The 26,028-nt window shown below is 73.5% G+C and carries 15 protein-coding genes and 1 tRNA gene; 13 read left to right on the top strand and 3 right to left on the bottom strand.

Features of this window, described 5'->3' with window-relative positions; genetic code table 11:
• Window positions 1–25: 25 nt before the first annotated feature.
• Both AC2D8W_RS09705 and AC2D8W_RS09700 read left to right on the top strand, forming a co-directional pair.
• Window positions 26–253 (top strand): hypothetical protein, encoded by a 228-nt coding sequence (locus tag AC2D8W_RS09705; protein ID WP_293481290.1) that lies wholly within the window; start codon window positions 26–28, stop codon window positions 251–253.
• A gap of 24 nt (window positions 254–277) precedes the next feature.
• Complete coding sequence (locus AC2D8W_RS09700) at window positions 278–655, top strand: type II toxin-antitoxin system death-on-curing family toxin (RefSeq protein WP_484671363.1); 378 nt, start codon at window positions 278–280, stop codon at window positions 653–655.
• On the opposite strand, the gene ispH is transcribed toward AC2D8W_RS09700, so the two are convergent.
• Window positions 652–1,593 (bottom strand): 4-hydroxy-3-methylbut-2-enyl diphosphate reductase, encoded by a 942-nt coding sequence (gene ispH, locus AC2D8W_RS09695; protein ID WP_484671362.1) that lies wholly within the window; start codon window positions 1,591–1,593, stop codon window positions 652–654. The two genes, AC2D8W_RS09700 and ispH, sit on opposite strands and share 4 nt — an antisense overlap.
• A 135-nt stretch (window positions 1,594–1,728) precedes the next feature.
• On the opposite strand from ispH, the gene AC2D8W_RS09690 reads away from it, so the two are divergent.
• The 3 genes from AC2D8W_RS09690 (at window position 1,729) to argS (ending at window position 4,848) form a co-directional block, all read left to right on the top strand.
• Entirely contained in the window at window positions 1,729–2,280 is a 552-nt protein-coding gene (locus AC2D8W_RS09690) for a hypothetical protein (RefSeq protein WP_484671361.1), read from the top strand.
• A gap of 103 nt (window positions 2,281–2,383) precedes the next feature.
• Window positions 2,384–3,067, top strand: coding sequence for a Tat pathway signal sequence domain protein (locus AC2D8W_RS09685; protein WP_293481294.1), 684 nt, complete (start codon window positions 2,384–2,386; stop codon window positions 3,065–3,067).
• The gene (gene argS, locus AC2D8W_RS09680; RefSeq protein ID WP_484671360.1) at window positions 3,064–4,848 is read left to right on the top strand and encodes an arginine--tRNA ligase; all 1,785 of its coding nucleotides are present in this window, start codon (window positions 3,064–3,066) and stop codon (window positions 4,846–4,848) included. Before AC2D8W_RS09685 ends, argS begins: the two co-directional genes overlap by 4 nt.
• 130 nt (window positions 4,849–4,978) lie before the next feature.
• Here argS and AC2D8W_RS09675 read toward each other — a convergent pair whose 3' ends face one another.
• Window positions 4,979–6,799, bottom strand: coding sequence for a DUF885 domain-containing protein (locus tag AC2D8W_RS09675; protein ID WP_484671359.1), 1,821 nt, complete (start codon window positions 6,797–6,799; stop codon window positions 4,979–4,981).
• 103 nt (window positions 6,800–6,902) lie between these two features.
• On the bottom strand, window positions 6,903–7,064 hold the full coding sequence (locus AC2D8W_RS09670) for a hypothetical protein (RefSeq protein WP_293481387.1): 162 nt from the start codon (window positions 7,062–7,064) through the stop codon (window positions 6,903–6,905).
• A 270-nt stretch (window positions 7,065–7,334) separates the two neighbouring features.
• Here AC2D8W_RS09670 and AC2D8W_RS09665 point away from each other — a divergent pair, with 270 nt between their 5' ends.
• From AC2D8W_RS09665 to AC2D8W_RS09630, 8 genes are all read left to right on the top strand, one after another.
• Complete coding sequence (locus AC2D8W_RS09665) at window positions 7,335–9,875, top strand: helicase-related protein (protein ID WP_484671358.1); 2,541 nt, start codon at window positions 7,335–7,337, stop codon at window positions 9,873–9,875.
• A complete protein-coding gene (locus AC2D8W_RS09660; protein WP_484671357.1) occupies window positions 9,872–10,159 on the top strand; it encodes an RNA-binding S4 domain-containing protein in 288 nt (95 codons plus the stop codon). The genes AC2D8W_RS09665 and AC2D8W_RS09660 overlap by 4 nt, the downstream gene beginning before the upstream one ends.
• 171 nt (window positions 10,160–10,330) lie before the next feature.
• Entirely contained in the window at window positions 10,331–10,672 is a 342-nt protein-coding gene (gene fdxA / locus AC2D8W_RS09655; protein WP_293481390.1) for a ferredoxin FdxA, read from the top strand.
• Window positions 10,673–10,963: 291 nt separating this feature from the next.
• Complete coding sequence (locus tag AC2D8W_RS09650) at window positions 10,964–11,479, top strand: CarD family transcriptional regulator (protein ID WP_293481391.1); 516 nt, start codon at window positions 10,964–10,966, stop codon at window positions 11,477–11,479.
• 122 nt (window positions 11,480–11,601) lie between these two features.
• A tRNA-Arg gene (locus tag AC2D8W_RS09645) sits at window positions 11,602–11,678 on the top strand.
• 88 nt (window positions 11,679–11,766) lie between these two features.
• Complete coding sequence (locus tag AC2D8W_RS09640; RefSeq protein ID WP_484671356.1) at window positions 11,767–13,302, top strand: N,N-dimethylformamidase beta subunit family domain-containing protein; 1,536 nt, start codon at window positions 11,767–11,769, stop codon at window positions 13,300–13,302.
• A 456-nt stretch (window positions 13,303–13,758) separates the two neighbouring features.
• Window positions 13,759–15,249 (top strand): ShlB/FhaC/HecB family hemolysin secretion/activation protein, encoded by a 1,491-nt coding sequence (locus AC2D8W_RS09635; RefSeq protein ID WP_484671355.1) that lies wholly within the window; start codon window positions 13,759–13,761, stop codon window positions 15,247–15,249.
• Between the two features lie 3 nt (window positions 15,250–15,252).
• Window positions 15,253–26,025: a hypothetical protein gene (locus AC2D8W_RS09630; protein ID WP_484671354.1), complete on the top strand. Its 10,773-nt coding sequence runs from the start codon at window positions 15,253–15,255 to the stop codon at window positions 26,023–26,025.
• Window positions 26,026–26,028: the final 3 nt, after the last annotated feature.

The raw sequence follows: 26,028 nt of genomic DNA, 5'->3' as shown, positions 1-26,028 counted from the left end.
GCTAGAGTGAGATTTCGGAGGCCTGATGATCGTCCTGAAGATCGAGGAGACCGAGAAGGGTCTCGCCATCCTGCTCAACGCCGAGGCACAGGAACTGCTCGGAGCCGTTCCAGGCCAGGATGTGGGATTCGAGGTCTCGGCAGAAGGCCAGCTCACGATCGGACGCCTGGACATGTCGTTCGAGGCGAGAAGGGCCCGAGGCCGCGCGTTTCTGAAGCGGTATGACAAGACGTTCCAGGCGCTGGCCAAGTAGCCGTGTCCGAGCCTGTCTGGCTGGATGAGGCGCTCATCCTGGCCCTCTACCAGGACATCGTGGCCGCCAGCGGGGGCGCTTTCGGTTTGCGCGACGCCGGCCTTTCTCGCGTCGGCGCTGTCTCGGCCTCAGCAGCGATTCCACTACGAGAACTCGCTGGATAGTCTCGCCCTGGCAGCGACCTACGCGGTCGCCATCGCGTCGAACCACCCCTTCATCGATGGCAACAAGCGGGTGGCGTTCATCGCCCTGGGTCAGTTTCTGGCAGACAACGGCGTCGTTCTCGTCGCGACGCCCGATGACGCCACGGAGATCATGCTCGGCGTCGCGCGGGGCGAAACGACAATCGATCAACTGCGGGACTGGTTGGTCCCTCGGACGATCGGTCCTCTCCGCGCCTAAGCCACCGCCCGCGGCAGCTTGAACGTCACCGTCTCGCGGGCCGCGGCGGCCTCCTCGAGGCTGACCTCGAACGCCGCGGCCAGCCTGTCGATCACGCCCTGCACCAGCACTTCCGGCGCCGAGGCGCCCGCCGTGACGCCCACGGTCCGCACGCCGTCCAGCCAGGCCAGGTCCAGCGCCGAGGCGTCGTCGATCAGGTAGGCGCGGGCGCCCGCGCGCCGCCCCACTTCCGCCAGCCGCACCGAGTTCGAGGAGTTCGCGCTGCCGATCACCAGCAGCACCTCGGAGCGCGCCGCGATCGCCTTGACCGCCTCCTGCCGGTTGGTGGTGGCGTAGCAGATGTCCTCCTTGTGCGGCGCCGCGATGTCGGGAAACCGGGCGCGCAGCGCCGCCACGATCTCGCTGGTGTCGTCCACCGACAGGGTCGTCTGGGTCACGAAGGCCACGTTGCCCGGATCGCGCGGCTGGAAGGCGCGGGCGTCCTCCACGGTCTCGATGAGGGCCACGGCCCCCTCGGGCAGCTGGCCCATCGTTCCCACCACCTCAGGATGGCCGGCGTGTCCGATCAGCACGATCTCACGGCCGGCGTCGAAATGCCGCTGCGCCTCCACGTGCACCTTCGAGACCAGGGGGCAGGTGGCGTCGAGGTAGAGCATCGCCCGCGCCTTCGCTTCGGCCGGCACCGACTTCGGCACCCCGTGGGCGGAAAACACCACCGGCCGGTCGGCGGGGCACTCGGACAGCTCCTCCACGAACACCGCGCCCAGCGCCTTCAGCCGCTCGACCACGTGGCGGTTGTGCACGATCTCGTGGCGCACATAGACGGGCGCGCCGTACTTGCCGATCGCCCGCTCCACGATCTGGATGGCCCGGTCCACCCCGGCGCAGAACCCCCGCGGGCTGGCGAGGAGGACGGTCAGGGAGCGCGGCGCGGACATGGCGCGGAACCTAGTGCGCCGGACCCCGATCCGCCAGCGCCGCCGCGCCTGCACGCTTTCTCCATCCGGCGCGCATACGGTCCGGGCCGCCGCATGGCAGAGTGCGCACCTTCCGGCGTGCGTGAGGAACCGAGCATGGAGATCAGGGCGGAACTAGGCGGCGGCCGGTGGCGGCTGGCGGTCTGGGGCGGCGGGACGCTGATCCTCCTCGCCCCGCTCGTGGCGATGCAGGTCACCGACCAGGTCGCCTGGACGCCGTTCGACTTCGCGGTCCTGGGCGGCCTCCTCCTGCTCGCCGCCCTCGGCGTCGAGCTGACCGTGCGCGCGGGGTCCAGCCTCGGCTACCGGATCGGCGCGGCGCTCACCCTCGGCCTCGTGGTCCTCCTGACGGCGGTCAACGGCGCGGTCGGCGTGATCGGCAGCGAGGACCTGGCCGCCAACCGGCTCTACCTGGCCATCCCGGCCGTGATCCTGGCCGGGGCCGCGCTGTCGCGGCTTCGGCCCGCGGGCCTTGCCCGGACCCTGGCCGTCGCCGCGGGCGTCCAGGTCGCCGCGCCCGTCGTGGCCGCGCTCACCGGGGCCCCGGCCTGGGCGCCGGAGGTGCTGGCCGCGACGGCCGTGTTCACCGCGGGCTGGCTGCTGGCGGCCCTCCTGTTCCGCCGCGACGCCGCCTCGCGGGCGACGTGAGGCGGCGACGGCGCCGCAGCCGCGTTGCCGCCGCATTGTTCCCGCTGTACTTAGCCCCTGATCCCCGCGCGCCCCGGCGCGGGACTGACGATTGGACGCCTCCATGCGCCGCCAGATGCTCCTCGCCGCCGCCGTTCTGGCGGCCTTCACCGCCGCCCCGGCCGCTTCCTTCGCGCAAGGCCGCCGCGACCCCGAGGAACAAGCCCGCAAGCAGCAGGAGGAGGCCGCCAAGAAGCGGCGTCAGCGCGAGGAGTGGGGCGACGTCCAGGCGCCGCTGCCGCAGCTGCGCAACGCCGGCCCCTGCCCGTTCGTGAAGTCGCTCTACGACGCGGCCCGGTACGTCGAGTTCAAGGACGGCCGCGAGGCCTCCTCGGCCGTCGGCTTCTCGGGCGAGATCCAGGGCATCTCCGCCGGCTGTTCCTACAAGGACGAACAGCCGATCGAGGTGACCATGGAGGTCCTCTTCGAGCTCGGCAAAGGCCCCCAGGCCGAGGGCCGGCAGAAGACCTTCAAGTACTGGGTGGCAGTCACCGACCGGAACCGCGACGTGATCGCCAAGGAGACGTTCGACCTGCCCGTGACGTTCCCCGAGGGCGAGGACCGCGTCTACGTCACCGAGACCATCGCCTCGATCACCATTCCGCGCGCCGGCATCGCCGTCTCGGGCTCGAACTTCGAAGTCCTCGTGGGCTTCGACGTCACGCCCCAGATGGCGGCCTTCAACCGTGACGGCAAGCGCTTCCGGGTGAACGTCGGCCAGACCGCGAGCGCCCAGCAGACCCCATGAGCGACCTCAAGACCGCCTTGGGCGAAGCGGTGGCCGCCGCCTTCGCCGCCGAAGGCGTGCCTGCCGACCTTGCCCGGGTCACCGCCTCGGACCGGCCCGACCTGGCCGACTTCCAGTCCAACGGCGCCCTGGCGGCGGCCAAGCGCCTGGGCCGCAACCCCCGCGACATCGCGTCAGCCGTGGCGGACCGCCTGAAGGCCGATCCCCGTCTGGCCGGCGTCGAGATCGCCGGCCCCGGCTTCATCAACCTGAAGGTGGCCGATGGGGCGCTGTCGGCCCGCGCCGACGCCATCGCCGAGGACCCGCGGGCCGGCGCCGGGACCGTGGCTCACCCGCGCCGCGTGATCGTCGACTACGGCGGCCCCAACGTGGCCAAGCCCATGCACGTGGGCCACCTGCGCGCCTCGATCATCGGCGAGAGCCTGAAGCGCCTCTACCGCTTCCGCGGCGACGAGGTCGTCGGGGACGCCCACTTCGGCGACTGGGGCTACCAGATGGGGCTGCTGATCGGCGCCGTCTGCGACGAGAACGCCGGGATCGCCGCCCTGGTCGAACAGCTCAATGCCTCGGGCGATCCCGGGGCGGAGATCCCGGAGGCGTTCCGCGGCATCACCCTGGCCGATCTGGACCGCCTCTACCCCATGGCGGCGGCGCGGGGGAAGGAAGACCCCGCCTACCGCGACCGGGCCCGCAAGCTCACCGCCGACCTGCAGGCCCACAAGCCCGGCTGCTACCTCCTGTGGCGGCAGTTCCACGACGTCACCCAGGTGGCGCTCGAGCGCGATTTCCATGCCCTGGGCGTGGACTTCGACTGGTGGAAGGGCGAGAGCGACGTCGATCACCTCATCGCGCCGATGGTCGCCGACCTCGACGCCAAGGGCCTGCTGGTGGACGACCAGGGCGCGCGGATCATCCGGGTGGCCCGCGAGGGCGACAAGCGAGAGTTGCCGCCCCTGCTCGTGGTGTCTTCCGAGGGGTCGGCCATGTACGGCACCACCGACCTCGCCACCATCCTCGACCGCAAGCAGGGCTTCGGCTTCGACCAGGTGATCTACTGCGTCGACCAGCGGCAGGCCGATCACTTCGAGATCGTCTTCCGGGCCGCCTGCCTGGCGGGCTACGCCGCCGAGGGCCAGCTGGAGCACGTTGGGTTCGGCACCATGAACGGTCCGGACGGCAAGCCCTTCAAGACCCGCGAAGGCGGTGTTTTGAAGTTGAACGACCTCATCGAGATGACCCGCGCCAAGGCGCGCGAGCGGCTGAACGAGGCCGGCCTCGGCGAGGACGTCTCCGAAGCCGAGTTCGAGGACATCGCCGGGAAGGTGGCCGTGGCCGCCCTCAAGTTCGCGGACCTGCAGAACTTCCGCGGCACCAGCTACGTCTTCGACCTGGACCGCTTCTCGAGCTTCGAGGGCAAGACCGGCCCGTACCTGCTCTACCAGGCCGTCCGCGTGAAGAGCCTGCTGCGGCGCGCCGCCGGCGAGTCCGTGCAGGCCGGCCCCGTCGCCGTCGGCCAACCCACCGAGCGCGACCTTGTGATGTCGCTGGACGCCTTCGAGACGGCGCTGGCCGACGCCTACGACAGGAAGGCGCCCAACATCCTGGCCGAGCACGCCTACCGCCTGGCGCAGGCCTATTCGAAGTTCTACGCCGCCTGCCCGATCCTGCAGGCGCCCGACGCGGCCACCCGCGGCAGCCGCCTCACCCTGGCCTCGGCCACGCTTCGCCAGCTCGAGCTCGCACTGGATCTCCTGGGAATCGCGGTCCCGGACCGGATGTAGCCGGGGCGCGCCGCACGCGGCCTCGGCCCAGCGCTTCCGGATGCGGGCGGCCGCCCCTCAACGCCGGCGCACCACGGCCAAGCCGACCCGGTGAGCTCGATCAGCCTGTGCAGGCTGTCGGCGCCATCGATCACGCCACGCCAGCGCCCGCTCCCTGTCGGTCGATGACCGTCTCGAGGACGGACAGCGGGCAGCCTCCGGTCGCCACCACGGCGTCGTTGAAGTCGCGGACGTCGAAGCGGGGGCCGAGCGCCGCGCGCGCCTTGTCGCGCAGGCGGACGATCTCGTTGTGGCCGGTCTTGTAGGCGCAGGCCTGGCCGGGGCTGGCGCAGTAGCGGTCGACCTCGCTCGTGCAGGCGCCCAGCGAGCGCCCCGTCGCATCGGCCAGCCAACGGATGGCGTGCTCGCGCGTCCAGCGCTTGTCGTGAAGACCCGTATCGACCACGAGCCGCGCGGCCCGGAAGCGCAGCGCCTGCAGGTAGCCCAGCCGGCCCATGGGGTCCTCGGCGTAGAGCCCGAGCTCATCGGCGAGCTGCTCGGCGTAGAGCGCCCAGCCCTCGATGTAGGCCCCGAAGTTCATCAGCGAGGCGATGGTGTGGATCTCGCCGGAGCGTTCCGCCAGGTAGGCGCCCTGCCACGCGTGCCCGGGGATCGCCTCGTGCATGGAAAGGCTCGCCAGGGTGTACTTCGGCCAGTTCGCCGTATCGCTGAGGTTCACGTAGTAGATCGCCGGCCGCGAGCCATCGAGGGCCGCGTAGTTCATGTAGCCCAGCGAGGCGCCCGCCTCGATCTCGCGGGGCACCGCGCGCACCTCCACCGGGGCCTTCAGGCTCAGCTTCGAGAACCGCGGCACGAGCGGGCGGATCGCGGCGATACTGCCTTCGATGTACGCGATGACCTCGCGCTTCCCGGCCTCGGTGTTGGGGAAGACCCACTTCGGATCGCGGGTCAGCGCGCCCATCCGCTGGCCCACCGTGCCCTGGGCGTAGCCCTGGGACCGGAGGATCTCGTCCATCCTGGCGTCGATCTCGGCGCCCTGGTCGAGGCCCGTCCGATGGACGTCGGACGGCGTCAGGTCGGTGGTCGTGTTGTACTTGAGGCTCCAGCGGTAGTAGTCGGCCCCGTCCGGGAACTTCCAGACGCCGGCGTCCTTCGTGGCCCGCGGCGCCTGCGCCCGAAGCATGGCGATCTGCCGCTCCAGCGCCGGGAACACCTGCCCCGACACGATTGCCGTCGCACGGGCCCGCCATTCGCCGCTCAGGCCCTTGGCCGCCGCGCGGTCCGCCAGCGACGAGACCAGCCGGGTTTCGCCCGCCCCCTGGCCGCGCAGCTCCGCGGCCTGCTTCAGCGTCGTGGCCAGCAGGAAATCGGGCAGCACGACGCCCTTCGCCGCCGCGGCGCGGATGCGGTCGGTCTCCTGGTCGAGCCGGCTTCCCACCTGCTCGAGTCGGGCCACGTAGGCCTCGGCGTCCTCGCGCGTCTCGATCAGGTGCTGCGAGTTCAGGAATTCGCCGATGTTGGCGACCACGCCGTCCTGCTGGCTGACCGCGTAGGGGTTGGCGTAGTCGCGGCCGTAGGCGAAGCGGCCGCCCTCCGCTCCGACCTCCTGGGCGTAGAGGACGGTGTCGTAGGTCGTCAGGTCGCGGCCGGTCAGGCTGGCGCGGGGGATCGCCTTCAGGCGCTTGGCCCGGTCGGCGTAGGCGGCCAGCGCCTTGGTCCGGGCGTCGCCCGAGCGCTCGTCCAGCCGGCGCTTCAGGGGCGCGCGCGGGCCCTTGTCCTTGCCGATGCTGGTGGCGGTCTCGGGCTGCTCGACCAGGATCTCCTCGACGAAGGCGTCGAGCAGCTTCGCCAGCCGCGGATCGCTGACGCCCTCGCCGTCCAGGGCAAAGGCGGCCCGGGGCGCGGCGCCCGCCGCAAGGGCGGCGAGCAGAAGCTGGCGGCGGTCGATCATTGCGTGGCTCCCCGGAACGGAAGCCGGCGACCCTAGCGTCGCCCGGACCACGCGCAACGAATTTGCGTCGAACGCGCCTGCGGGCGCGACGCTGTCTCCGTGGCTAGAGGACCAGCGGCGTGGCCACGAGGGCGATCAGGAGCGCCGAGTGCCAGAAGGCCACGCGGAGCACCGCGCGGCGGCGGTTCGGCGACTGGCGACGCGGCGCGTCGCTTGTGGCGACGACGCGGTAGACGCCTTCGATGACTTCGGCGGAGGCGGACATGGGGAGGGGTCCTTGTTCTTGCTCTTACGCCCCTAGGACGTTCGACACTCTGGATATGCGACACGCCGGACCCCCTCAATCAGCGCTTCCGCATAGTTACTGTGCAGAAATGCTGCATGGCCCGGCGGAACGAAGGCGGGGGACTGCGCGTCATCCCGAGGGCCCTGTCGGAGTTCCCGCGTTGCCCAAGCGCAAGGCGCCCAGCGTGACCGCACCGTCCCCGCCGCGGCGGCGCTTGCCCGACTCTCCATCGGAACCCAACTTAGGGCCATGAGTGATCGCCCCTCTGGCGCCGCGCCCTCGCGGCTGGTGGCCGTCCTGGGGCCGACCAACACCGGCAAGACGCACCTGGCCGTCGAGCGGATGCTGGGCCACGCGTCGGGGATGATCGGCCTGCCGCTGCGGCTGCTGGCGCGGGAAATCTACGATCGCATCGTCAAGGCGCGCGGGCCGCGTTGCGTGGCGCTGATCACCGGCGAGGAGAAGATCGTCCCGCCCCGGCCGCAGTACTACGTGTGCACCGTCGAGGCGATGCCGCTGTCCGTCGAGGTGGAGTTCCTGGCCGTCGACGAGATCCAGCTCTGCGCCGACCCCGAGCGCGGCCATGTCTTCACCCACCGCCTGCTGCACGCCCGCGGCAAGGCCGAGACCATGCTGCTGGGCGCCGGGACCATGGCGCCCCTGGTGCGCCGGCTGCTGCCGCACGCCGAGATCCAGACCCGCGACCGCTTCTCGCAGCTCACCTACGCAGGGTCCAAGAAGCTCACCCGCCTCCCCCGGCGCTCGGCGGTCGTCGCCTTCTCGGCCGACCAGGTCTACGCCATCGCCGAGCTGATCCGCCGCCAGCGGGGCGGCGCGGCCGTGGTCATGGGCTCGCTCAGCCCCCGGACCCGGAACGCCCAGGTCGCCCTCTACCAGTCCGGCGAGGTGGACTTCCTGGTCGCGACCGACGCCATCGGCATGGGCCTGAACATGGACGTCGACCACGTGGCCTTCGCGGGGCTGCGCAAGTTCGACGGCCGTCGCACGCGGTTCCTGCATCCGCAGGAGATCGGCCAGATCGCCGGCCGCGCGGGCCGCTACCAGACCAACGGGACCTTCGGCGTCACCGGCGAGGCCGAGGACATGGACCCGGACCTCGTGGAGGCCGTGGAGGGCCACAGCTTCGAGCCCGTGGCCGGCGCCGATTGGCGCAACGCGCGGCTGGACTTCGGATCGCTGCCGGGACTGCTCGCGTCGCTGGCGAAGCCGCCGGAGCGGCCGGGCCTGTCCCTGGCCGCCGAGGCGCTGGACGAGAGCACGCTGAAGGCGCTGGCGGGCGACGAGGTGGTGCAGACCCGCGCGCGCGACCGCACCAACCTGGCGCGGCTCTGGGACGTCTGCCAGACGCCCGACTTCCGGAAGGTCGCGGCCGAGGAGCACTTCGCGCTGGTGAAGACCTTCTTCCTGCAGCTCACCGAGCGCCGGCGGCGGATCGGCGACGACTGGATCGCGCGGCAGTACGAACAGCTCAACGTCAGCGAGGGCGAGATCGACACCCTGGCCGCCCGCCTGGCCTCGGTCCGCACGCTGGCCTACGTGGCCAACCGGCCCGACTGGCTGGCCGACCCGGCGGAGTGGCAGGGCCGTACGCGCGCGCTGGAGGACCGGCTCTCCGACACGCTCCACGAGAAGCTGATGGCGCGGTTCGTGGACCGGCGGACCAGCGCGCTGATGCGCGGCCTGCGGGTGCGCGAGGAGATGCTGGCCGGCGTCGCCGCCGACGGCGCGGTGACCGTCGAGGGCCACTTCGTCGGCCGCCTGTCCGGCGTGACGTTCGAGCCCGCCCCCGGCTCCACCGTTCTGGAGGAGAAGGCGCTGCGCGCCGCCGCCCAGCACGCGGTGGCGCCCGAGATCGCCCGGCGGCTGGGACAGCTCGCCGCCGAGCCGGACGAGGCGTTCGCGCTCCTGCCGGACGGCGCCCTCGCCTGGCGCGGGCAGGTGGTGGGGGCGATCAGCGGCGGCCAGCCGTTCGCGCCGCGGGTTCGGCTTCTGGGCGAAGGCGGGCCCGACGCGGCGCGCCAGCGGGCCACGCGCCGGCTCGAGGCGTTCGTGGCGGCCGAGGCGGGCCGCCGGCTGGGCGCGCTGCGCCGCCTCGAGACCGCCGTCGCCGACGGGAAGGTCCGCGGGCTGGCGCGGGGGCTCGCCTACCGGCTGATCGAGGCCGGCGGCCTGATCGACCGCGCCGAGGTGCAGGCCGACGTCCGCGCCCTCAGCCCCGTGGAGCGGCGCATGCTGCGGAGCCTGGGCGTGCGGATCGGGGCGTTCTCGATCTTCCTGCCCGCGTTGCTGAAGCCGGAAGCCCGGGCGCTGGCCCAGGCGCTGGTGCAGCGCGAGAGCGCAGGCTGGCGGCCAGATCCGGACGCCGTCAGCCGCCTGCCCGCCCCGGCGCCGGGGCCGCGCGTGCTCGCCGCCCACGGCCTGCGCGCCGTGCGTGGGCTGGCCGCGCCGGTGCTGCAGCTGGAGCGCGCCGAAGAGCTGCTCCGCGCCGGACCGATCCGCGGCGGCGGCGTGCTGCTGACCGACGAGGCGCGCGCCGAGCTGGGGTGGAGCGCGCCTGAGGCGCAGACGCTGCTGCGGGGCCTCGGGTTCACGCCGGTGAACCGGCCGGCCGGGGACGAGCCCGTGGCGTGGCGGCGGCGCGCCGAGCGCGCCCCGGCGGCCCAGCCAGCCGACCGCCCGCACTCGCCCTTCGCGGCGCTCGCGGCGCTGAAGGAGCGGCCGCCGCCGCCGCGCCGCCGCCGCCGGCGGCCGCGCGCGGCGAAGGCATGAGCGAGCCCGACGCCTGCCGCGCCGACGTGTGGCTCTGGCGCGCCCGCTTCTTCAAGACCCGCTCGCTGGCGGCGCGGTTCATCGACGAGGGCCGCGTGCGGCTCGGCCGGGCCGGCCAGGCCGAGCACCGCCTCGACAAGCCCGCGCGCCCGGTGAAGGTGGGCGACCAGCTGGTGTTCGCGCTGGGCGGGCGGCTGGTGGCCGTGCGCGTCGAGGCCATGGGCGACCGCCGCGGCCCGGCCGCCGAGGCGCGGACCCTCTACTCGCCGCTGGAGCAGGGCTGAGCCCGGTTACGTCGAGAGGCAGGGAGGCCGACTTCGCCGAGACGTCTGGCCAGGCGGCGCGGGGCTGGGCCGGCTTGCAGAAATCCTCGGAGGCGGCGGCATTGACATCCGCCCCTCGCGCCGTGAAAAACCCGCGCCCCGCGAACGGGCTGCCGGAGTACTGCGCGCGCCATGACCTACATCGTGATGGATCCCTGCATCAAATGTAAGTTCATGGACTGCGTCGAGGTCTGCCCCGTGGACTGCTTCTACGAGGGCGAGAACTTCCTGGCGATCAATCCGGACGAGTGCATCGACTGCGGCGTCTGCGAGCCCGAGTGCCCCGTCGACGCCATCAAGCCCGACACCGAAGACGATCCCGACGGGAAGTGGCTGCGCATCAACTCCGAATACTCGCGGGTCTGGCCGAACATCACGGTTAAGGGCGATCCCCCCTCTGATGCGGAAGCTTTCGAGCGCGAGACCGGAAAGTTCGAAAAATACTTCTCCGAGAAGCCTGGCCGCGGGTCCTAGCCCGTCCCGGACCCGTGCTCCCGGGGGGCGGCCCAACCCTTTCATTCGGTTGTCTTTTGTGTTAATGTCGTCATCGACGCGACACGAAAGGCTTCGCCCGCGTCGTCTGCTAATCAAGAACGAGCCGCCGGCTGCGCCGGACAGGGCGAAGGGTGTCTTAAGAGGTCAGTTTCCGTTTTCACAGTGACGACGCCGCCGCGAACGATCCCGCGGACGAGGTGGTTTTGTCCCGTATCCGGAAGCTCGGCTGTAGCGCCGCGGACCAGCCGCGGATGGAATGAGAGGTTGCTGATGAGCAAGAGCGGTACGGAGTTCCAGGTCGGCGATCACGTCGTCTATCCGGCCCACGGCGTGGGTCAGGTTCAGGGGATCGAGACCCAGGAAGTCGCCGGTCTGAAGCTCGAGGTCTACGTCATCACGTTCGACCACGAGAAGATGACGCTGCGCGTGCCCACGGCGAAGGCCAAGACGGCCGGCCTGCGTCCGCTGGCCGAGACCGGCGTGGTCTCCAAGGCGCTGACCACCCTGAAGGGCCGCGCCCGCGTGAAGCGCACCATGTGGTCGCGCCGCGCCCAGGAGTACGAGGCCAAGATCAACTCGGGCGACCTGATCTCCATCGCCGAGGTCGTGCGCGATCTGCACCGCGCCGAGAACCAGCCCGAGCAATCCTACTCCGAGCGCCAGCTCTACGAGAGCGCCCTCGACCGCATGGCGCGCGAAGTCGCCGCGATCGAGCGCATCGACCGCGAGGCGGCCATCGCCATGCTCAACAAGTCGCTGGTGAAGACCTCGGCCGTCGCGGCCTGAGCCCTTCGCCCCGCGAAACGCGAAACGCCCGGCCGAACGGCCGGGCGTTTTCGTTTGGACCCGGCCCGCCCACGCCGCCGTTCCCAAACGCCGGCGCATGCGCTACCACCCGCCGGCGCTGCGGCCCGGTAGCTCAGCCGGATAGAGCAGGGCTTTCCTAAAGCCAAGGTCGGGGGTTCGAGTCCCTCCCGGGCCGCCAGCGCAAGCGGCGGCGGCGGGCGCGCGCACGTTGGGGCTCGGCGAGAGGTGGGGTAGGACGGCCGGGAGCGACCCCCGGAGGAGGCCCCATGATCGCCTGCTATGCGGACCGCACCAGCCTGCGCCCGGGCGAGCGCTTAGGCCTGTGCGCCTCGGGCGATGGCGGGCCGGTATCGGTCGAGATCGCCCGCGTGGGCGCCCGGCGCGAAGTGGCGCTGCGGCTCGACGGCGTCGCGGTGGGCGACCACCCCACGCCCGCCGATGCGGTCTCCGCCGGCTGCAACTGGCCGGTGGCGGTGGAGATCACCGTGGGCGAGACCTGGCGCAGCGGCTACTACGACATCGTGGTCACCGACGCCGCGGGGGAGCGGGCCCACCACTTCATCTGCGTCCGCGCCGCCCCGGGCCGGGAGAGCCGCGAGGCGCTGGTCCTGACCACCAACACCTGGCACGCCTACAACTACTGGGGCGGGGCCAACGCCTACTGCGACGTGGCCGCCCTGATGGAGGGGCGAGCGCCGCTGTCCGAAGCCATGGAGGGCGCCGTCGGCGTGCTGTCCACGCAGCGGCCCTTCGCGCAGATGCTGCTGGCGCCGCCACCGGGCATGCCGCGCCTGGTCAACCTGACGAAGCGCGGCTTCCGTCGTCGGCCGTGGGCCGGCGCGGACACCGCCTGGTCGCGGGCGCACGGGCAGAGCCCCTACGACGGGTCCGCCGGCTTCCTGCAGAAGTGGGAGGAGGCCTATGTCCGATGGGCCGAGGGGACCGAAAGGCGGGTGTTCGACTACCTGACCGACCATGACCTCGACGCGGACCCGGCCGCGCTCTCGCCCTACGAACGCGTCATCCACGTGGGTCACAGCGAATACTGGTCGGCGCCGCAGCGCGACGCCGTCGAGGCGTTCGTCGACCGGGGCGGCGCGCTGGTGATCCTCTCGGGAAACACCGCCTTCTGGAAGGTGCGGTGGGAGGACGCCGGCCGGCGGATGATCTGCCACAAGTGGCGCGGACTGTCCGCCGAGGCGCAGGACCCGGCGCGCAGCACGCACCTGTGGTCGCATCCCCTGTTCGGCCGCCCCGAAGCGCAGATGACGGGCCTGAGCTTCGTGTTCGGCGGCTATCACCGCCTGGGGAACTGCGTGGCGCGCGGGGCCGGCGGCTATACCGTCTATCGACCCGACCACTGGGCGCTCGAAGGCGCCGACCTCTACTGGGGCGACGTGATCGGGGATTCCGTGCCGCTGATCGGCTACGAGAACGACGGCTGCGCCGTGACGTTCGACGAGGCGGGCCTGCCTGCGCCGGTCCCGCGCCTCGGCGTTCCCGGCAACCTCGAGATCATCGCCATGGCGCCCGCGTCGTTCGCCGAGGCCGACAGCCCCTACGCGCCCCTGATCCCGCCGGAGCAGCTCGACGTCGTGGCGGCCATCGCCTTCGGTGACGGCGGACCGGCGGGCCAGGCCCGCGTCCTGCGCGGCCATGCGGTGATGGCGAGCTTCGAGCGCGGACGCGGCTTCGTGTTCAACGCCGGCACCACCGAGTGGGCCCATGGCCTGGCGGCCGGCGATCCCTTCGTCGAGCAGATCACCCGCAACGTGCTGGCGCGGCCGGCCAACCTGGCCTGACCGCGCGCGGCTGTCGTCCAAGGCGTCGGTCGCGCGGCCCAGTCAAGGCGTCCAACGCCCCCGACCTCGCCAGAAGAGACCGCGCCTGTTTGATGTGCTCTTCCGTGGCGCACCCGCAGAAGCCCGGCGCAGATGTCGCCGCAGCACAACCGCCGCACGAATCCGCATCGCAAAGGCCGCGCAAGTGTGCTTTCGATTGTGGATCGAGGGTCCGGGGCGCGCCGGTTACTTGGCGCTGGGCGACAAGTGAAAGTACGTGGCGTGCATAGATGCCGGCTGTCGCTGGCGGTATTGGCCCTGCTCGGGCCATTACCTGCGTCGGCGCAGGTGGCCGCGCCGACTCCTGCGCCCGTTGCGCCCTCACGCCAGGATCTGGACCCGGAGTCGCGCCGCGGCGCCCAGCCCGCGCCCAGGGACTCCGACCTCTTCTCCGCACCGGCGCCGCTCCCCTGCCCGTTGGCCTCGTCCGAGCTGACGTTCCGGCTGCAGGCCGTCGACGTCGTCGGCAGCTCGATCGCGCCGGAGGATGCGCAGCCGGCCTACCGCCGCCTGATCGGGACCGAGATCCCGGTGTCCCGGATCTGCGAAATCCGCGACCGGCTGTCGCTGATCCTGTTCCGGAAGGGCCGCCTGGCGCGCGTCGAGATCCCCGAGCAGACCATCTCGGGCGGGCGGCTGCGCATCGAGGTGACCGAGGCGCGCATCGTCGCGGTGCGCGTGCGCGGCGACATCGGGCCGGGCCAGGACCGGGTCGAGGCCTACCTGGACAAGCTGCGCGGCATGACGCCGTTCGACCTCGACACGGCCCAGCGCTACCTGCTGCTGGCCAACGACGTCCCGCGGGTGCGCGTCTCGGCGGCCCTGCGGCCCTCGGCCGAGGGCCAGGGCGGCATCGACCTGGAGGTGCAGCTCTCGCGCGATCCCTGGAACTACCTGGTCGCCGCCCAGAACACCGGATCGGAGTCGCTCGGCCCGTGGAGCGTCCTGGGCCGCGTCGACCTGAACAGCTTCACCCGCTTCGGCGAGCGCACCACGCTGATCGCCTACCGGACCGTCACCCCGAACGAGCAGTGGATCGCCCAGGTGGTGGAAGAGGCGAGGTTCGGCAGCCGCGGCCTCGTCGGGCGGGTGTCCATGGCCTACGGCCAGTCGCGCCCGGGCGGGGCGCTGTCGGCCTTGAAGTTGCAGGGCGTGTCCCTCGTTGGCACAGCCGAGGTGCGCTATCCCGTGATCCGGCTTCGACGCTACAGCGCCTATGCCGCGGCCGGGGTCGACCTGGTGAGCCAGAAGACCGCCTTTCCGGGCGGGGACGTGCTGGCGGACGACCAGCTGCGCGTGGTGTGGGCGCGCGCCAGCGGGGATTTCAACCGCAGCCTCGGCGCGCGGTTCAACCTGTCCGGCGAGGGCAGCCTGGAGGCCCGCAAGGGCTTCTCGGTGCTGGGCGGCAGCAAGGCCGGCGAGCAGGGCCTCTCGCGAATCCAGGGCAAGCCGGACGCCTGGCTGGTCCGGTTCGAGGGCGAGGGCCACCTGACGCACCGCTGGGTCGACCTGGGCCTGCGCACCCAGGCGCAGTGGGCGGCCAAGCCGACGCTGGCCTACGAGGAGCTGGCCATCGGCGACCTCACGATCGGGCGCGGCTACGAGCCGGCCGTCCTCTCCGGCGACCGCGCGGCGAGCGCCGAGGTGAAGCTTCAGGTGCGCCCGCAGCGTATCGTTAACGGGGTCACGCTTTCGCCCTTCGCCTTTGCGGACGCGAGTTACATCAAGAACCTGGACATAGGATCGGAAACGCGCGTGCTGCGCTCGGCGGGCGTCGGCCTCGAGGCCCGCCTGCCCTTCGGCGTGCGCGCCCAGGTCGAATGGGCTCGACCGTTCGACAAGCCGTTCCCGAACGCGCCGAACAAGCCGTCGGACCGAGTGCTGTTCCAGCTGCTGGTGGCGGGCTGAGCGATGGGCCGCCGCGCAAACCCGCATGGATCGACCCGGCGCGGCCGCCTGCTGGCGGGCTCGGCGCTGTGCGGCGCGGCCATGGCGATCGCGGCGGCGGCGCAGGCCCAACTCCCCGGCATCCCGGACCCCTCGGCGATCTCGGTTCCGTCCGGGGCCACGAAGCCGACCATCACGGCGCCCGACGCCAATACGTTGGACGTGGCCCTGCAGGCCAGCCGGACGGTCATCAACTGGGACAGCTTCCACGTCGGCGCCACCGACACGGTGACGTTCAACTTCCAGGCGGCGTCGGACATCGTGCTCAACAAGTCGCCCACCGCCGTGCAGATCGACGCGGGCGGCCAGGTGCTGGGCAAGGTCGGCGCCGCGACGGGCGGCAACATCTGGTTCTACTCGCCGCAGGGGGTGGTGATCTCGCCCGGCGCCGTGATGACCGCCGGCTCCTTCGTGTTCGCCCGCGGCGACGCCATCGTCGACATGGACTTCGTCGACTCGGCGACGCCCCTGGCGTTCCTGCGGGCGGCCTCGGACGCCCTGATCCAGATCGACACCATCAGCTCGGCCACCAGCGCCTCCATCAACGCCCAGGGGCAACTGGTGCTGAGTGCGTCCAGCGGCGACCTGATCGCGACGACGGCGGTGGCGGCGAAGGGCGCGACCGTCACCACGGACGCGGGCTCGATCGACATCGGCGAGGTGACCGCGGCCGAGGGGGCCAGCGTGGCGGCGACCGGCGGCGGCGTGACCCTGGGCTCGCTGAACAGCGGAAGCGGGTCCACGGCCACCGCGACGACCAGCGTGTCGGTCTCCTCGGCGTCGGCGAGCGGCGGCAACGCCGACATCGTGCTGACGGGCGGAACCAGCGCGAGCCTCGGCAGCGGTTCGGCCGGGCGCGACATCACGGTGTCCGGCCCGGCGGCCAGCCTGGGCTCGGCGACGGCGGGCGGCGACGTGCTCGTGACGGCGACGACCGGCACGGCCGCGGTGACGGGCGTCGTCTCGGCCGGCGACGACATCGAGGTCACCGCCACGACCGGTTCGGTCAGCGCGTCCGGCGGCAGCCTGATCTCCACCGGCGCAGCCGCCACGGGCGGGCACGCGCATGTGCTGGCCAGGTCGACGGGCGGCGACGTCACGGTGGGTTCGGCGACCACCCAGGGCGTGGGCGGCGGCGCGGCCGGCGACGTCACGATCGAGGCGGCCGGGACGGCCACCCTGACCTCCGGGACCTCCACGCAGGACATCCTGCTCACCGGCGCGACCACCAGCCTGGGCTCGGCCTCCGCCGCGCGCGACGTCATCGTCACCGCCGCCGGCGGCGCCGGCGTGACCGGAACCGTCACGGCCGGCGACGATATCGAGATCACCGCCTCCGGCGGGGCCGTGAGCGCCGGCGCCGGCTCGCTCACCGCCACGGGCGCGAACGCCGACGGCGACGCGCACGTGACCGTGCGCTCGGTGACCGACGCCGCGACGGTCGGCTCGGCGGCGACGCAAGGGACCGGCGGCGCGGTCGGCGACGTGCGCATCGAGGCCGCCACCACGGCGACGCTCAGCAGCGGCTCTGCCTCACGCGACATCATGGTGCTGGGGCCGTCGGCGGTGCTGGGATCGGCGGACGCGGCCGGCGACGTGTTCGTGACGGCGACCACCGGCGCCGCCAGCGTCACGGGTTCGGTGACGGCGGGCGACGACATCGAGGTCACCGCGACGTCCGGTTCGGTGACGGCCGGCGGCGGCGATCTCACCGCCACCGGCGCGAGCGGCGGAGACGACGCCCATGTGCTGGTGCGCTCGACGGGCGGCGCGGTCACCGTGGGCTCGGCGGCGACGCAGGGGACCGGCGGCCAGCGCGGCGACGTCACCGTCGAGGGCGCGACGACCGCCACGCTCAGCGACGGGGCCTCCACGCGGGACATCCGCGTCTCCGGTCCCACCGCGACGCTCGGGACGGCCACGGCGGCCGGCGACGTCTTCGTCACCGCGACCACGGGCACGGCCAGCGTGACGGGCTCGGTGACGGCGGGCGACGACATCGAAGTGACGGCGACGTCCGGCTCGGTGACAGCCACCGGCGGCGCGACCCTAGTCTCCACCGGCGCCGGGGCCGCCGACGACGCGCACGTGCTGGCGCGGTCCACGGGCGGTTCGGTCAATGTGAGCGCCGCCGAGACGCAAGGGACCGGCGCGGCCCTCGGCGACGTCACGATCGAGGCCGCCACGACGGCTACGCTGGGCGCGGGCGCGGCGTCCCGGGACGTGCGCGTCCTCGGCCCGACCGCCACGCTGGGCTCGGCCACGGCGGGGCGCAACGTGTTCGTCACGGCCGGCGCCGGCGACGCCAGCGTGACCGGCTCGGTCTCGGCCGGGAACGACGTGGAGGTCACCTCGGCGTCCGGCTCGGTGACCGCGTCGGGCGGCAGCCTGACCTCGACCGGGGTCGGCGCCGGCGACGACGCCCACGTGCTGGCGCGCGCCCTCAGCGGGTCGGTGACGGTGGGCTCGGCCACGACGCAGGGCGCCGGGGCCGCCCAGGGCGACGTGACGATCGAGGCGGCGTCCACCGCCTCCCTGGGTTCCGGGACGTCCTCGCGCGACATCAAGGTCTCGGCGACCACCGCGTCGCTGGGCTCGGGCGGCGCGGCCCGCGACGTGTTCGTCACGTCCACGACCGGCAACGCCAGCGTCACGGGCGCGGTCACCGCCGGGGACGACATCGAGGTCACCGCCACGTCCGGCGCCGTGACGGCGGGCGGAGCCAGCCTGACGTCCACCGGAGCCGGAGCCGGCGACGACGCGCATGTGCTGGTGAAGTCCACGGGCGGCGCGGTCACGCTCGGCTCCGCCGCCACCCAGGGGACCGGCGCCGCCGCGGGCGATGTGACCGTGGACGGGGCGACCACCGCCGCTGTGACCGGCACGGTGAACGCCTCGCAGGACGTGGTCGTGCAGGCCACGGACAGCGTTTCCGCGGGCGGCTCCACCCTGCTCGCGGCGCGCGACGCCACCGTGCGCGCGAACAACGGCGGCGTCACGGTCGGCACGGTGCGCGCCGGAGACGACGTGGCCCTGCGCGCGCTGGCCGGATCGCTCACCGCCACCGGCGACCTGCAGGCGGGCACGACGAGCGGCGGCGCCGATCCCGCGGGCGCGGCAGACAGCCTGGTCGGCGCGACCCTGGCGGGGCACGATCTCGACATCAAGGCGCAGACCGTAGCGGTCACGGGCGACGCGCTGGCGGGCCGCGCCGCGGGCCAGGGCGAGAACCTCGACGGCGCCCAGCTGGGATCAGACGTCCTGGTGTCGGTGACCAGCCCCGACGCCGGCGGCGTGGCGGCGATGCGCCTGGCGACCGGCGCCGGCAAGCAGGTGAGCGCGCACCAGGACATCGTCCTCACACCCGAAGCCGCCGGCGCCTCGATCCAGGCGGGCGACGTCTTCGCCGGCCGCGACGTCGCGGCCCATGCCCTGTCGGGCGACATCACCCTGCGCTCGGCCCGCGCGGGCGACGACGTCGTGCTGCGCGCGCCCGTCGGGAAGATCGAGGTCACCGGCGACGTGCAGGCCGGGCGCGACCGCGCGGGGATGACGCCGGCCGACGCGGCGGGCGCCGGCGACGACCTCAACACCGCCCAGCCCTTCCTCGACTTCGACGCGAACCCAGGCACGGTCTTCAAGGTCGTCGGCTTCGACGTCAGCATCGTCAGCCAGGCCGTCCGCATCACCGGCGCCACGGTCGCGGGGCGGCAGCCCAGCACCGACGATCCCGACACCGCCGGCGCCGTCGACACCACGACGTCGGATGTGCGGATCGAGACCCTCGTGTCGCTGACGCCGGTCACCGGCCTGGCCCCCAACATCGAGCTCGGCGCGGTCACGGCGACCCGCGACCTGCAGATCGACTCCGCGAAGGCGGTGACCACCGGCGCCCTCATCGCCGGGCGCGACGTCGCGGTGCTGGGGCGCGGCGGCGTGACGCCGGGCGCGGCGCCCGGCGACCACAGCGGCTCGGGCGTGACCATCGCCTCGGCGCGCGCCGGGGACGACGCGCTGGCCTTCAGCGTCTACGGCCGCACGCAGATCTCGGGCGGCGTCACCTCGGGGTCGCCTCTCCAGCGGCTCGTGCCCACCAACGATCGGATCATCGACGGCGCCACCGAGGCCGCCGACCAGCTCGCGATCTACCTGCGCTACTTCGACCTCGACGAGGCCTCGACGCCCTATGTGCTGCCCGGCGGGGTGATCCACCTGCGCGGGGAAGGCGTCACCGTGGGCGGCGCCCTGACCGCCCAGGGCGCCGCCTCGGACGTACGGGTCCGCTCGACGCTCGATATCGACGTCAGCGGTCCGACGAACGCCGGGCGCATGGCGGTCTTCGAGACCCAGGCCATGGGCGGCGGCGCGCTGAAGGTGGGCGCGGTCACGGCGGCCGGCGACGTCTTCCTGGACGGCCTGGGCGTGCAGTCCACCGGGACGCTTCAATCGACCTCGGGCGACGTGGCGGTGCGCAGCCGGAGCGGCGGGAGCATCCAGATCGCGGGCGCCTCGGCGGGGGACGACGTGGTCCTGCGCACGACCGGCGCCATCACCGTGGGCGGACCGGTCACCGCCGGCGGCGCCGCGGACTCCGCAGGCGTCGGCGACGCCCTCCGGACCGCCGACGGCGCGATCGTGGTCGAGGGGGTGACCTTCGACCTGACCGGCGGGGACATCGACATCCTGGGCGGCTCGGTGACCATGACCGGGACGGCCACGGCGGCGGGCGCGAGCTCGGACATCCGGGTGCAGTCGGTCGGCGTGATCAACCTCGCGGGCCTCGCCGCGGGACGCGACGTCCTGGTCGATGGGGCTACGACAGTCTCGGCGGGCCTTCTCGCGGCCGGCCGCGATGTGGGCGTGCGCTCGACCGGCGACGGCGCGATGGTGACGGTCGGCGGCGCCACGGCCGGCGACGACGTGGTGATCCGGGGCAAGGGCGCGATCGTCGCCGGAGCGCTCACCGCGGGCGGCGGGGCCGATTCCGCCGACGCCGACCAGGCCGGCGATCTGATGTTCGCCGTCGCCCGCTCGAACCTGGGCGGCGACCTCGACCTGACGGGGCGCAACATCGACGTCCTCTCCAGCGCCGGGTCCATCACCCTGACCGGCAGCGCGACGGCCGCAACGGACGCCCGAATCCAGACCGCGCCTGGCGTCGGCGGCTCGGTCAGCGCAGGCGCGGTGACCGCCGGACGCGACGTCCTGATCGACGGGGCAGGCGTGACCGCCACCGGAGTGCTCACCGCTACGATTGGCGACGTGGCGGTGCGCAGCCGAAGCGGCGGGAGCATCCAGATCGCAGGCGCCTCGGCGGGGGACGACGTGGTCCTGCGCACGACCGGCGCCATCACGGTGGGCGGACCGGTCACCGCCGGCGGCGCGGCCGACTCCGCAGGCGTCGGCGACGCCCTCCGGACCGCCGAAGGCGCGATCGTGCTCGAAGGGGTCACCTTCGACCTGGCCGGCGGGGACATCGACATCCTGGGCGGCTCGGTGACCATGACCGGGACGGCCACGGCCGCGGGCGCGAGCTCGGACATCCGGGTCCAGTCCGTCGGCGTGATCAACCTCGCGGGCCTCGCCGCGGGACGCGACGTCCTGGTCGACGGGGCCACGACGGTGTCGGCGGGCCTTCTCGCCGCCGGCCGCGATGTAGGCGTACGCTCGACCGGCGACGGCGCGGTGGTGACGGTCGGCGGCGCCACGGCCGGCGACGACGTGGTGATCCGGGGCAAAGGCGCGATCGTCTCCGGAGCGCTCACCGCGGGCGGCGGGGCCGATTCCGCCGACGCCGACCAGGCCGGCGACCTGATGTTCGCCGTCGCCCGCTCGAACCTCGGCGGCGACTTCGACCTGACCGGACGCAACATCGACGTCCGCTCCAGCGCCGGGTCCATAGCGCTCAGCGGCGACGCGGTCGCCGACACCGACGCCAGGATCCAGACCGCGGCCGGCGCGGGCGGCTCGGTGACGGTGGGCGCGGTGACAGCGGGCCGCGACGTCCTGCTCGACGGCGCGGGCGTGACCGCAACCGGAGTGCTCACCGCGACGGACGGCGACGTGGCGGTCCGCGGACGCGACGGGGGCGCGGTGACGCTCGCCGGGGTGGCGGCCGGCGACGACCTCATCGTGCGCACGACGGGCGCCGCCACGCTTTCCGGCGCCGTCCAGGCGGGCGGCGGAACCGACGCGTCCGGGCTCGGCGACATCCTCCGGGGACTGGAAGGCGGCGTCACGCTGGAGGGACAGACCTTCGACCTGACCGGCCACGACGTCGAGATCCTCGCGGGCTCGGTGACGACCACCGGGTCGCTGTCCGCCGTGGGCGCGGCGTCCGACGCCCGGATCCGCTCCGCAGGCGTGCTCAACCTCGGCGCGGTGACCGCAGGACGCGACGTCCTGATCGACGGCGGCGCCGCCGTTTCCACGGGACTTCTCTCGGCCGGCCGCGATGTCGGCGTCCGGTCCACCGGCGACGGCGCGGGCGTGACCGTGGGCGGCGGCGCAGCGGGCGACGACGTGGTGATCCGGGCCCGCGGGTCGATCCGCGTCACCGGCGCGCTGACGTCGGGCGCGGGGACCGACAGCGGCGACGCCGACCAGGCGGGCGACCTGATGTTCAGCGCGGCCCGCTCGCGGCTTGCGGGCGACCTGGATCTGGCCGGCCGGACCATCGACGTCCGTTCGAGCGGCGGCGGCGTCGAGGTGACGGGCGCCGTCAACGCCGCGACCGATGCGCGCTTCCAGACGGAGTCGGGAACGGGCGGCGCGGTGAAGGTCGCCATGGTCTCGGCCGGCCGCGACCTGCTCCTCGACGGCGGCGGCGCGGCCAGCGGCAACGGCGTGGAGGCGACGGGCTCGCTGATGGCGGCCGGCGACGTGGCGATCCGCGCTCGCGGCGGCAGCGGCATCCGCGTCGTGGGCGTGACCGCCGGGGACGACGTCGCGCTGCGCGCCTCCGGCGCCGTCATGGCGTCCGCGACGGTGGGGACGAGCGGCGGCCCGTCCACGCTCGGTCTCGCGGACCGGCTCACCGACTCCCTCGAGGCGGGCCGCCTCTCGGTGGGCGGCATCAGCTTCGAACTCAACAGCTCCGACATCGACGTGGTCGGCGGCTCCGTGAACATCGTCCGCACCAGCGCCCAGGGCAGCGCGCGCATCAAGGCCGGCGCGGTCGCGCTCAATGGCGGGGCGGCGGTCGGGATCGACATCCTGGTGGACAGCGACACCTCGCTCACCGTGGGCGACCTGATGGCGACCGGCGACATCGCGCTGCGCTCCCGGACGGGATCGCTCACCGTGGGCAACCTGACGGCCGGCGACGACATCGTGCTCCGCGGCGCGCTGGGCGTCACGGCGCTCTCGCTCAAGGCCGGCGGCGGCGCCGAGCGCGTCAGCGTGGGCGACATGCTGTTCCAGTCCGACCCGTCGCTGCTGGGCGGCGAGTTCAGCCTCGTGGGCGCGACCATCGATCTCCGGTCCTCGGGCGGCGGCGTCACGCTGGGCGGCGCGGAGTCCGCGGGCGACGTGCGGATCCAGGCCCTGGGCGGGGCGGCCAACATCTCGGGCCTCGTCCTCGCCGGCCGCGACATCTTCGCCGACGGCGCGTCGGTGAACGCCGCGGGCGCCCTGAACGCCGCGGGCGACGTCGCCCTCTACGGCCGCCAGGGCGGCGTCAGCATCGGCTCGGTTTCCGCGGGCGACGACCTGGTGATCCGCGCGGGCGGGGACGTGACCTCCACCGGCGAGCTCAAGTCGGGCCAGGGCGCCGACGTGGCCGGCGTCGCCGATCGCCTGATGGCCGCCACGGGGCCCGCGACCCTCTTCGGCATGGAGGCCGGCGCCGAGGGCGGCGTCATCGACATCGGCGGCGGGGCGATCCGCCTGGGCGGGCCGATCCTGGCGGCGGGCGAGAATGCGCACCTGCGCCTGCGCTCGACGGGCGCCACGTCGCTGGGCGACGCCACGCTGAGCGGCGACATCGCCATCGACGCGGGCGGGGACGTCACGGCCGGCGCGCTGAACGCCGGACGCGATCTCGCGGTGCGTGCGTCCGAGGGCGCGATCGCGCTGGCGTCGGGGACGGCGGGCGACGACATCGTCCTGCGCGCCACGCGCGGCGTCGCAGTGACCGGCGCGCTCAGCACCGGGCAGGCCGCCGACAGCGCCGGCCTCGGCGACACCCTCTTCGCCCTGGACCCCACCGGCCTGGGCGCCAGCTTCGACCTGGCCGGCCGGACGATCGACATCCGCGCGTCCGGTGGCGACGTGACGACCGGCGGCCGGGTCACCGGGTCGGGCGACGTCCGTATCCTGGCCTCCGGCCGCGTGACGACCGCGGACGTCGAGGCTGGGCGGGACGTCCTCCTCGACGCCGGACAGGTTCAGGCCGGCGCGGTCGCCGCCGACCGCGACATCGCGATCCGCGTCGCGTCCGGCGCGATCGGCCTCGCTTCTGGCCGGGCGGGAGACGATATCACCCTGCGCGCCGCCGCCGGCGTCAGCGTCGCCGGCGCCCTGGCCGCGGGCGGCGGCGCAGACGGAGACGGCGCCGCCGACCGCCTCGCCGCCGTGGACTCCCCCGGCCAGGGCCTCCTGGGCCGCAACGTGGACATCCGCGTCTCCGCCGGCGCCGTCTCGACGCAGGGCGCGGTGACCGCGGCGGACGACATCCGGCTGCGCTCGGGCGGCACGGTCGCCGTCTCCGGGCGCCTAGAGGCGGGCCGCGACGCCCTGCTGGAAGCCGGCGGCGACCTCTCGATATCCGGCGGCGTCAAGGCGGGGCGGGATGCGACCCTTCTGGCGCCGGGCGCGGTGGCGGCGGGCGAGATCGACGCGGGCCGCGATGTGATGCTGGAGGGGGCGTCGGTCACGGCGGCGACGGTCAAGGCCGGCCGCGACGTGGCCGTGCGCGGACGTACCGGCGCCGCGACCCTCGGCTCCGTTTCGGCGGGCGACGACGTGGTGATCCGCGCCGCGCAAGGGATCACGGTCAGCGGGACGATCACGGCCCAGGGCGGCCCGGACGGCGACGGGGCGGCCGACAGCCTGGCCGCCACCGATCGCACGGTGCTGGGCGGCGACCTCGATCTCGGCGGGGCGAACATCGACCTGCGGAGCGGCGGCGCCATCGCCGTCGCGGGCCGCGCGACGGCGGGCGCCGACGCCCGCTTTCAGGCCGTTGGCCAGGGGGGCGTGAGCCTGGGCGCCGTCGCGGCCGGCGGCGACGTCCTGGCCGACGGGCCGGAGGTCCGCGCCACCGGCCAGCTCACAGCCGGCCGCGACATCGCGGTGCGCGCGCGGGCCGGAGCGGTCGACCTCGCCGCGCTGACGGCCGCCGACGACATCGCGATCCGCGCGTCCGGCGGCGTGAAGATCTCCGGCGCCGTCACCTCCGGCTCGGGCGCCAATGCCCAGGGCGTGGCCGACCGGCTGATCGCGCCCGGCGAGGGCGGCATGATCATGCGCCTGGTGGATCCCCTCGCCGCCACGGCCAGCATCGCCGGCTTCACCCTGTCGGGCGGCGACATCGACATCCGCAGCGGCGGCGACATCGCCCTCGCGGGAGATCTCAGCGCCACGAACATCCGGCTGCAGGCCGCCGCCAAGCTCACCACCGCCGCAGCGACGGCGCGCGAAGGCCTGTTCGCGCGGGCGTCCAGCCTGTCGCCGGGCGGGACGTGGCGCGCCGCCACGGTGCGCCTGGAGGTCACCGCAGCCAGCCTGGCGCTGGGCGAAGGCGTGACCGCGCCCTCGGGCGGCCTGGCGCTTTCCAGCGAGCAGGTGGCCCGGATCGACGCGCCGACGATGCAGATCTTCCTGGGCGACACGTCCGGCACGATGCGCGGCGGCGAGGTCGCCATCGGCGCGCTGAACATCGACACGTCGAAAATCCGGACCGCGTTCGAGCTCTACGCGGGCGGGCTGTCCGACGTCACCATCACCGGCGCCTTCGCGCCCCTCAGCGGCGCGGCGAACACGACGGCCGTTCGGATCGGCGCGCCCGACGCCGCCGGGAACTGGACGCCGCGCAACATCCGTGTGGTCGCCAACAACGGCGGCTCGATCGGCTACGCCCTCACCACGGGCGGGCGGACCTTCACCGACGTCCGCGCCTTCGGCTCCGTCGAGCTGAACGCCAGGGGCGACATCCTGCTGGGCTTCCAGGACTTCATCGACCGCCTGGCCGCCACCCAGGCGGCGAGCGTGCCCGGCGTGGTGAAGGCCCTGATCGCCCCGCAGACGACGACCGGCCCCCGCATCCTGGTCACCGCCGGCGCGCTGACGCTGCGGGCGGACGGCAAGGTGGCGCAGCAGGACACCGGCGGACTCCTCGGCACCACGCCGACAGGGCTCTACCTGCTCGGCGGCGCCTCGGGCGGCCCACAGCTCACCCTCGGCCGCGTCACGCTCGGCGGCTCGGGCCTGCCCGAGTTCATCGAACTCAACGGCGCGCTGACGTCGGGCGCCACGGTAATGACCGGCCAGAGCGTCTCGCTGACCAGCGGCATCGTCTTCGACCGGGGCGTCATGCCGAACGGCTACTACCGGCTCAACACCTGCGCGATCCTGCAGCAGGGCAGCTGCATGCCGTCGAACGGCCATCCCACCATCAGCATCCCGCCGGAGCAGCTCACCGGCTTGACCCTCGAGGACCGGACGGCGGCCGCCGGGGCCGCCGACCCCACGGTGGCCAGCGCCACCAACGAGGAAGTCTGGAAGGACCCGAACTGAGCC

This window comes from Phenylobacterium sp. T106, from assembly GCF_057219735.1.
This window is presented reverse-complemented; position numbering and strand designations above follow the sequence as displayed.

Bases quoted from the DNA above. Each gene is read 5' to 3' on its own strand.
- AC2D8W_RS09630 (WP_484671354.1), top strand. From the start codon at position 15,253: ATGGGCCGCCGCGCAAACCCGCATGGATCGACCCGGCGCGGCCGCCTG.
- AC2D8W_RS09640 (WP_484671356.1), top strand. From the start codon at position 11,767: ATGATCGCCTGCTATGCGGACCGCACCAGCCTGCGCCCGGGCGAGCGC.
- AC2D8W_RS09650 (WP_293481391.1), top strand. From the start codon at position 10,964: ATGAGCAAGAGCGGTACGGAGTTCCAGGTCGGCGATCACGTCGTCTAT.
- AC2D8W_RS09705 (WP_293481290.1), top strand. From the start codon at position 26: ATGATCGTCCTGAAGATCGAGGAGACCGAGAAGGGTCTCGCCATCCTG.
- ispH (WP_484671362.1), bottom strand. From the start codon at position 1,593: ATGTCCGCGCCGCGCTCCCTGACCGTCCTCCTCGCCAGCCCGCGGGGG.
- AC2D8W_RS09685 (WP_293481294.1), top strand. From the start codon at position 2,384: ATGCGCCGCCAGATGCTCCTCGCCGCCGCCGTTCTGGCGGCCTTCACC.
- AC2D8W_RS09660 (WP_484671357.1), top strand. From the start codon at position 9,872: ATGAGCGAGCCCGACGCCTGCCGCGCCGACGTGTGGCTCTGGCGCGCC.
- AC2D8W_RS09700 (WP_484671363.1), top strand. From the start codon at position 278: ATGAGGCGCTCATCCTGGCCCTCTACCAGGACATCGTGGCCGCCAGCG.
- AC2D8W_RS09665 (WP_484671358.1), top strand. From the start codon at position 7,335: ATGAGTGATCGCCCCTCTGGCGCCGCGCCCTCGCGGCTGGTGGCCGTC.
- fdxA (WP_293481390.1), top strand. From the start codon at position 10,331: ATGACCTACATCGTGATGGATCCCTGCATCAAATGTAAGTTCATGGAC.
- AC2D8W_RS09690 (WP_484671361.1), top strand. From the start codon at position 1,729: ATGGAGATCAGGGCGGAACTAGGCGGCGGCCGGTGGCGGCTGGCGGTC.
- AC2D8W_RS09675 (WP_484671359.1), bottom strand. From the start codon at position 6,799: ATGATCGACCGCCGCCAGCTTCTGCTCGCCGCCCTTGCGGCGGGCGCC.
- AC2D8W_RS09670 (WP_293481387.1), bottom strand. From the start codon at position 7,064: ATGTCCGCCTCCGCCGAAGTCATCGAAGGCGTCTACCGCGTCGTCGCC.
- argS (WP_484671360.1), top strand. From the start codon at position 3,064: ATGAGCGACCTCAAGACCGCCTTGGGCGAAGCGGTGGCCGCCGCCTTC.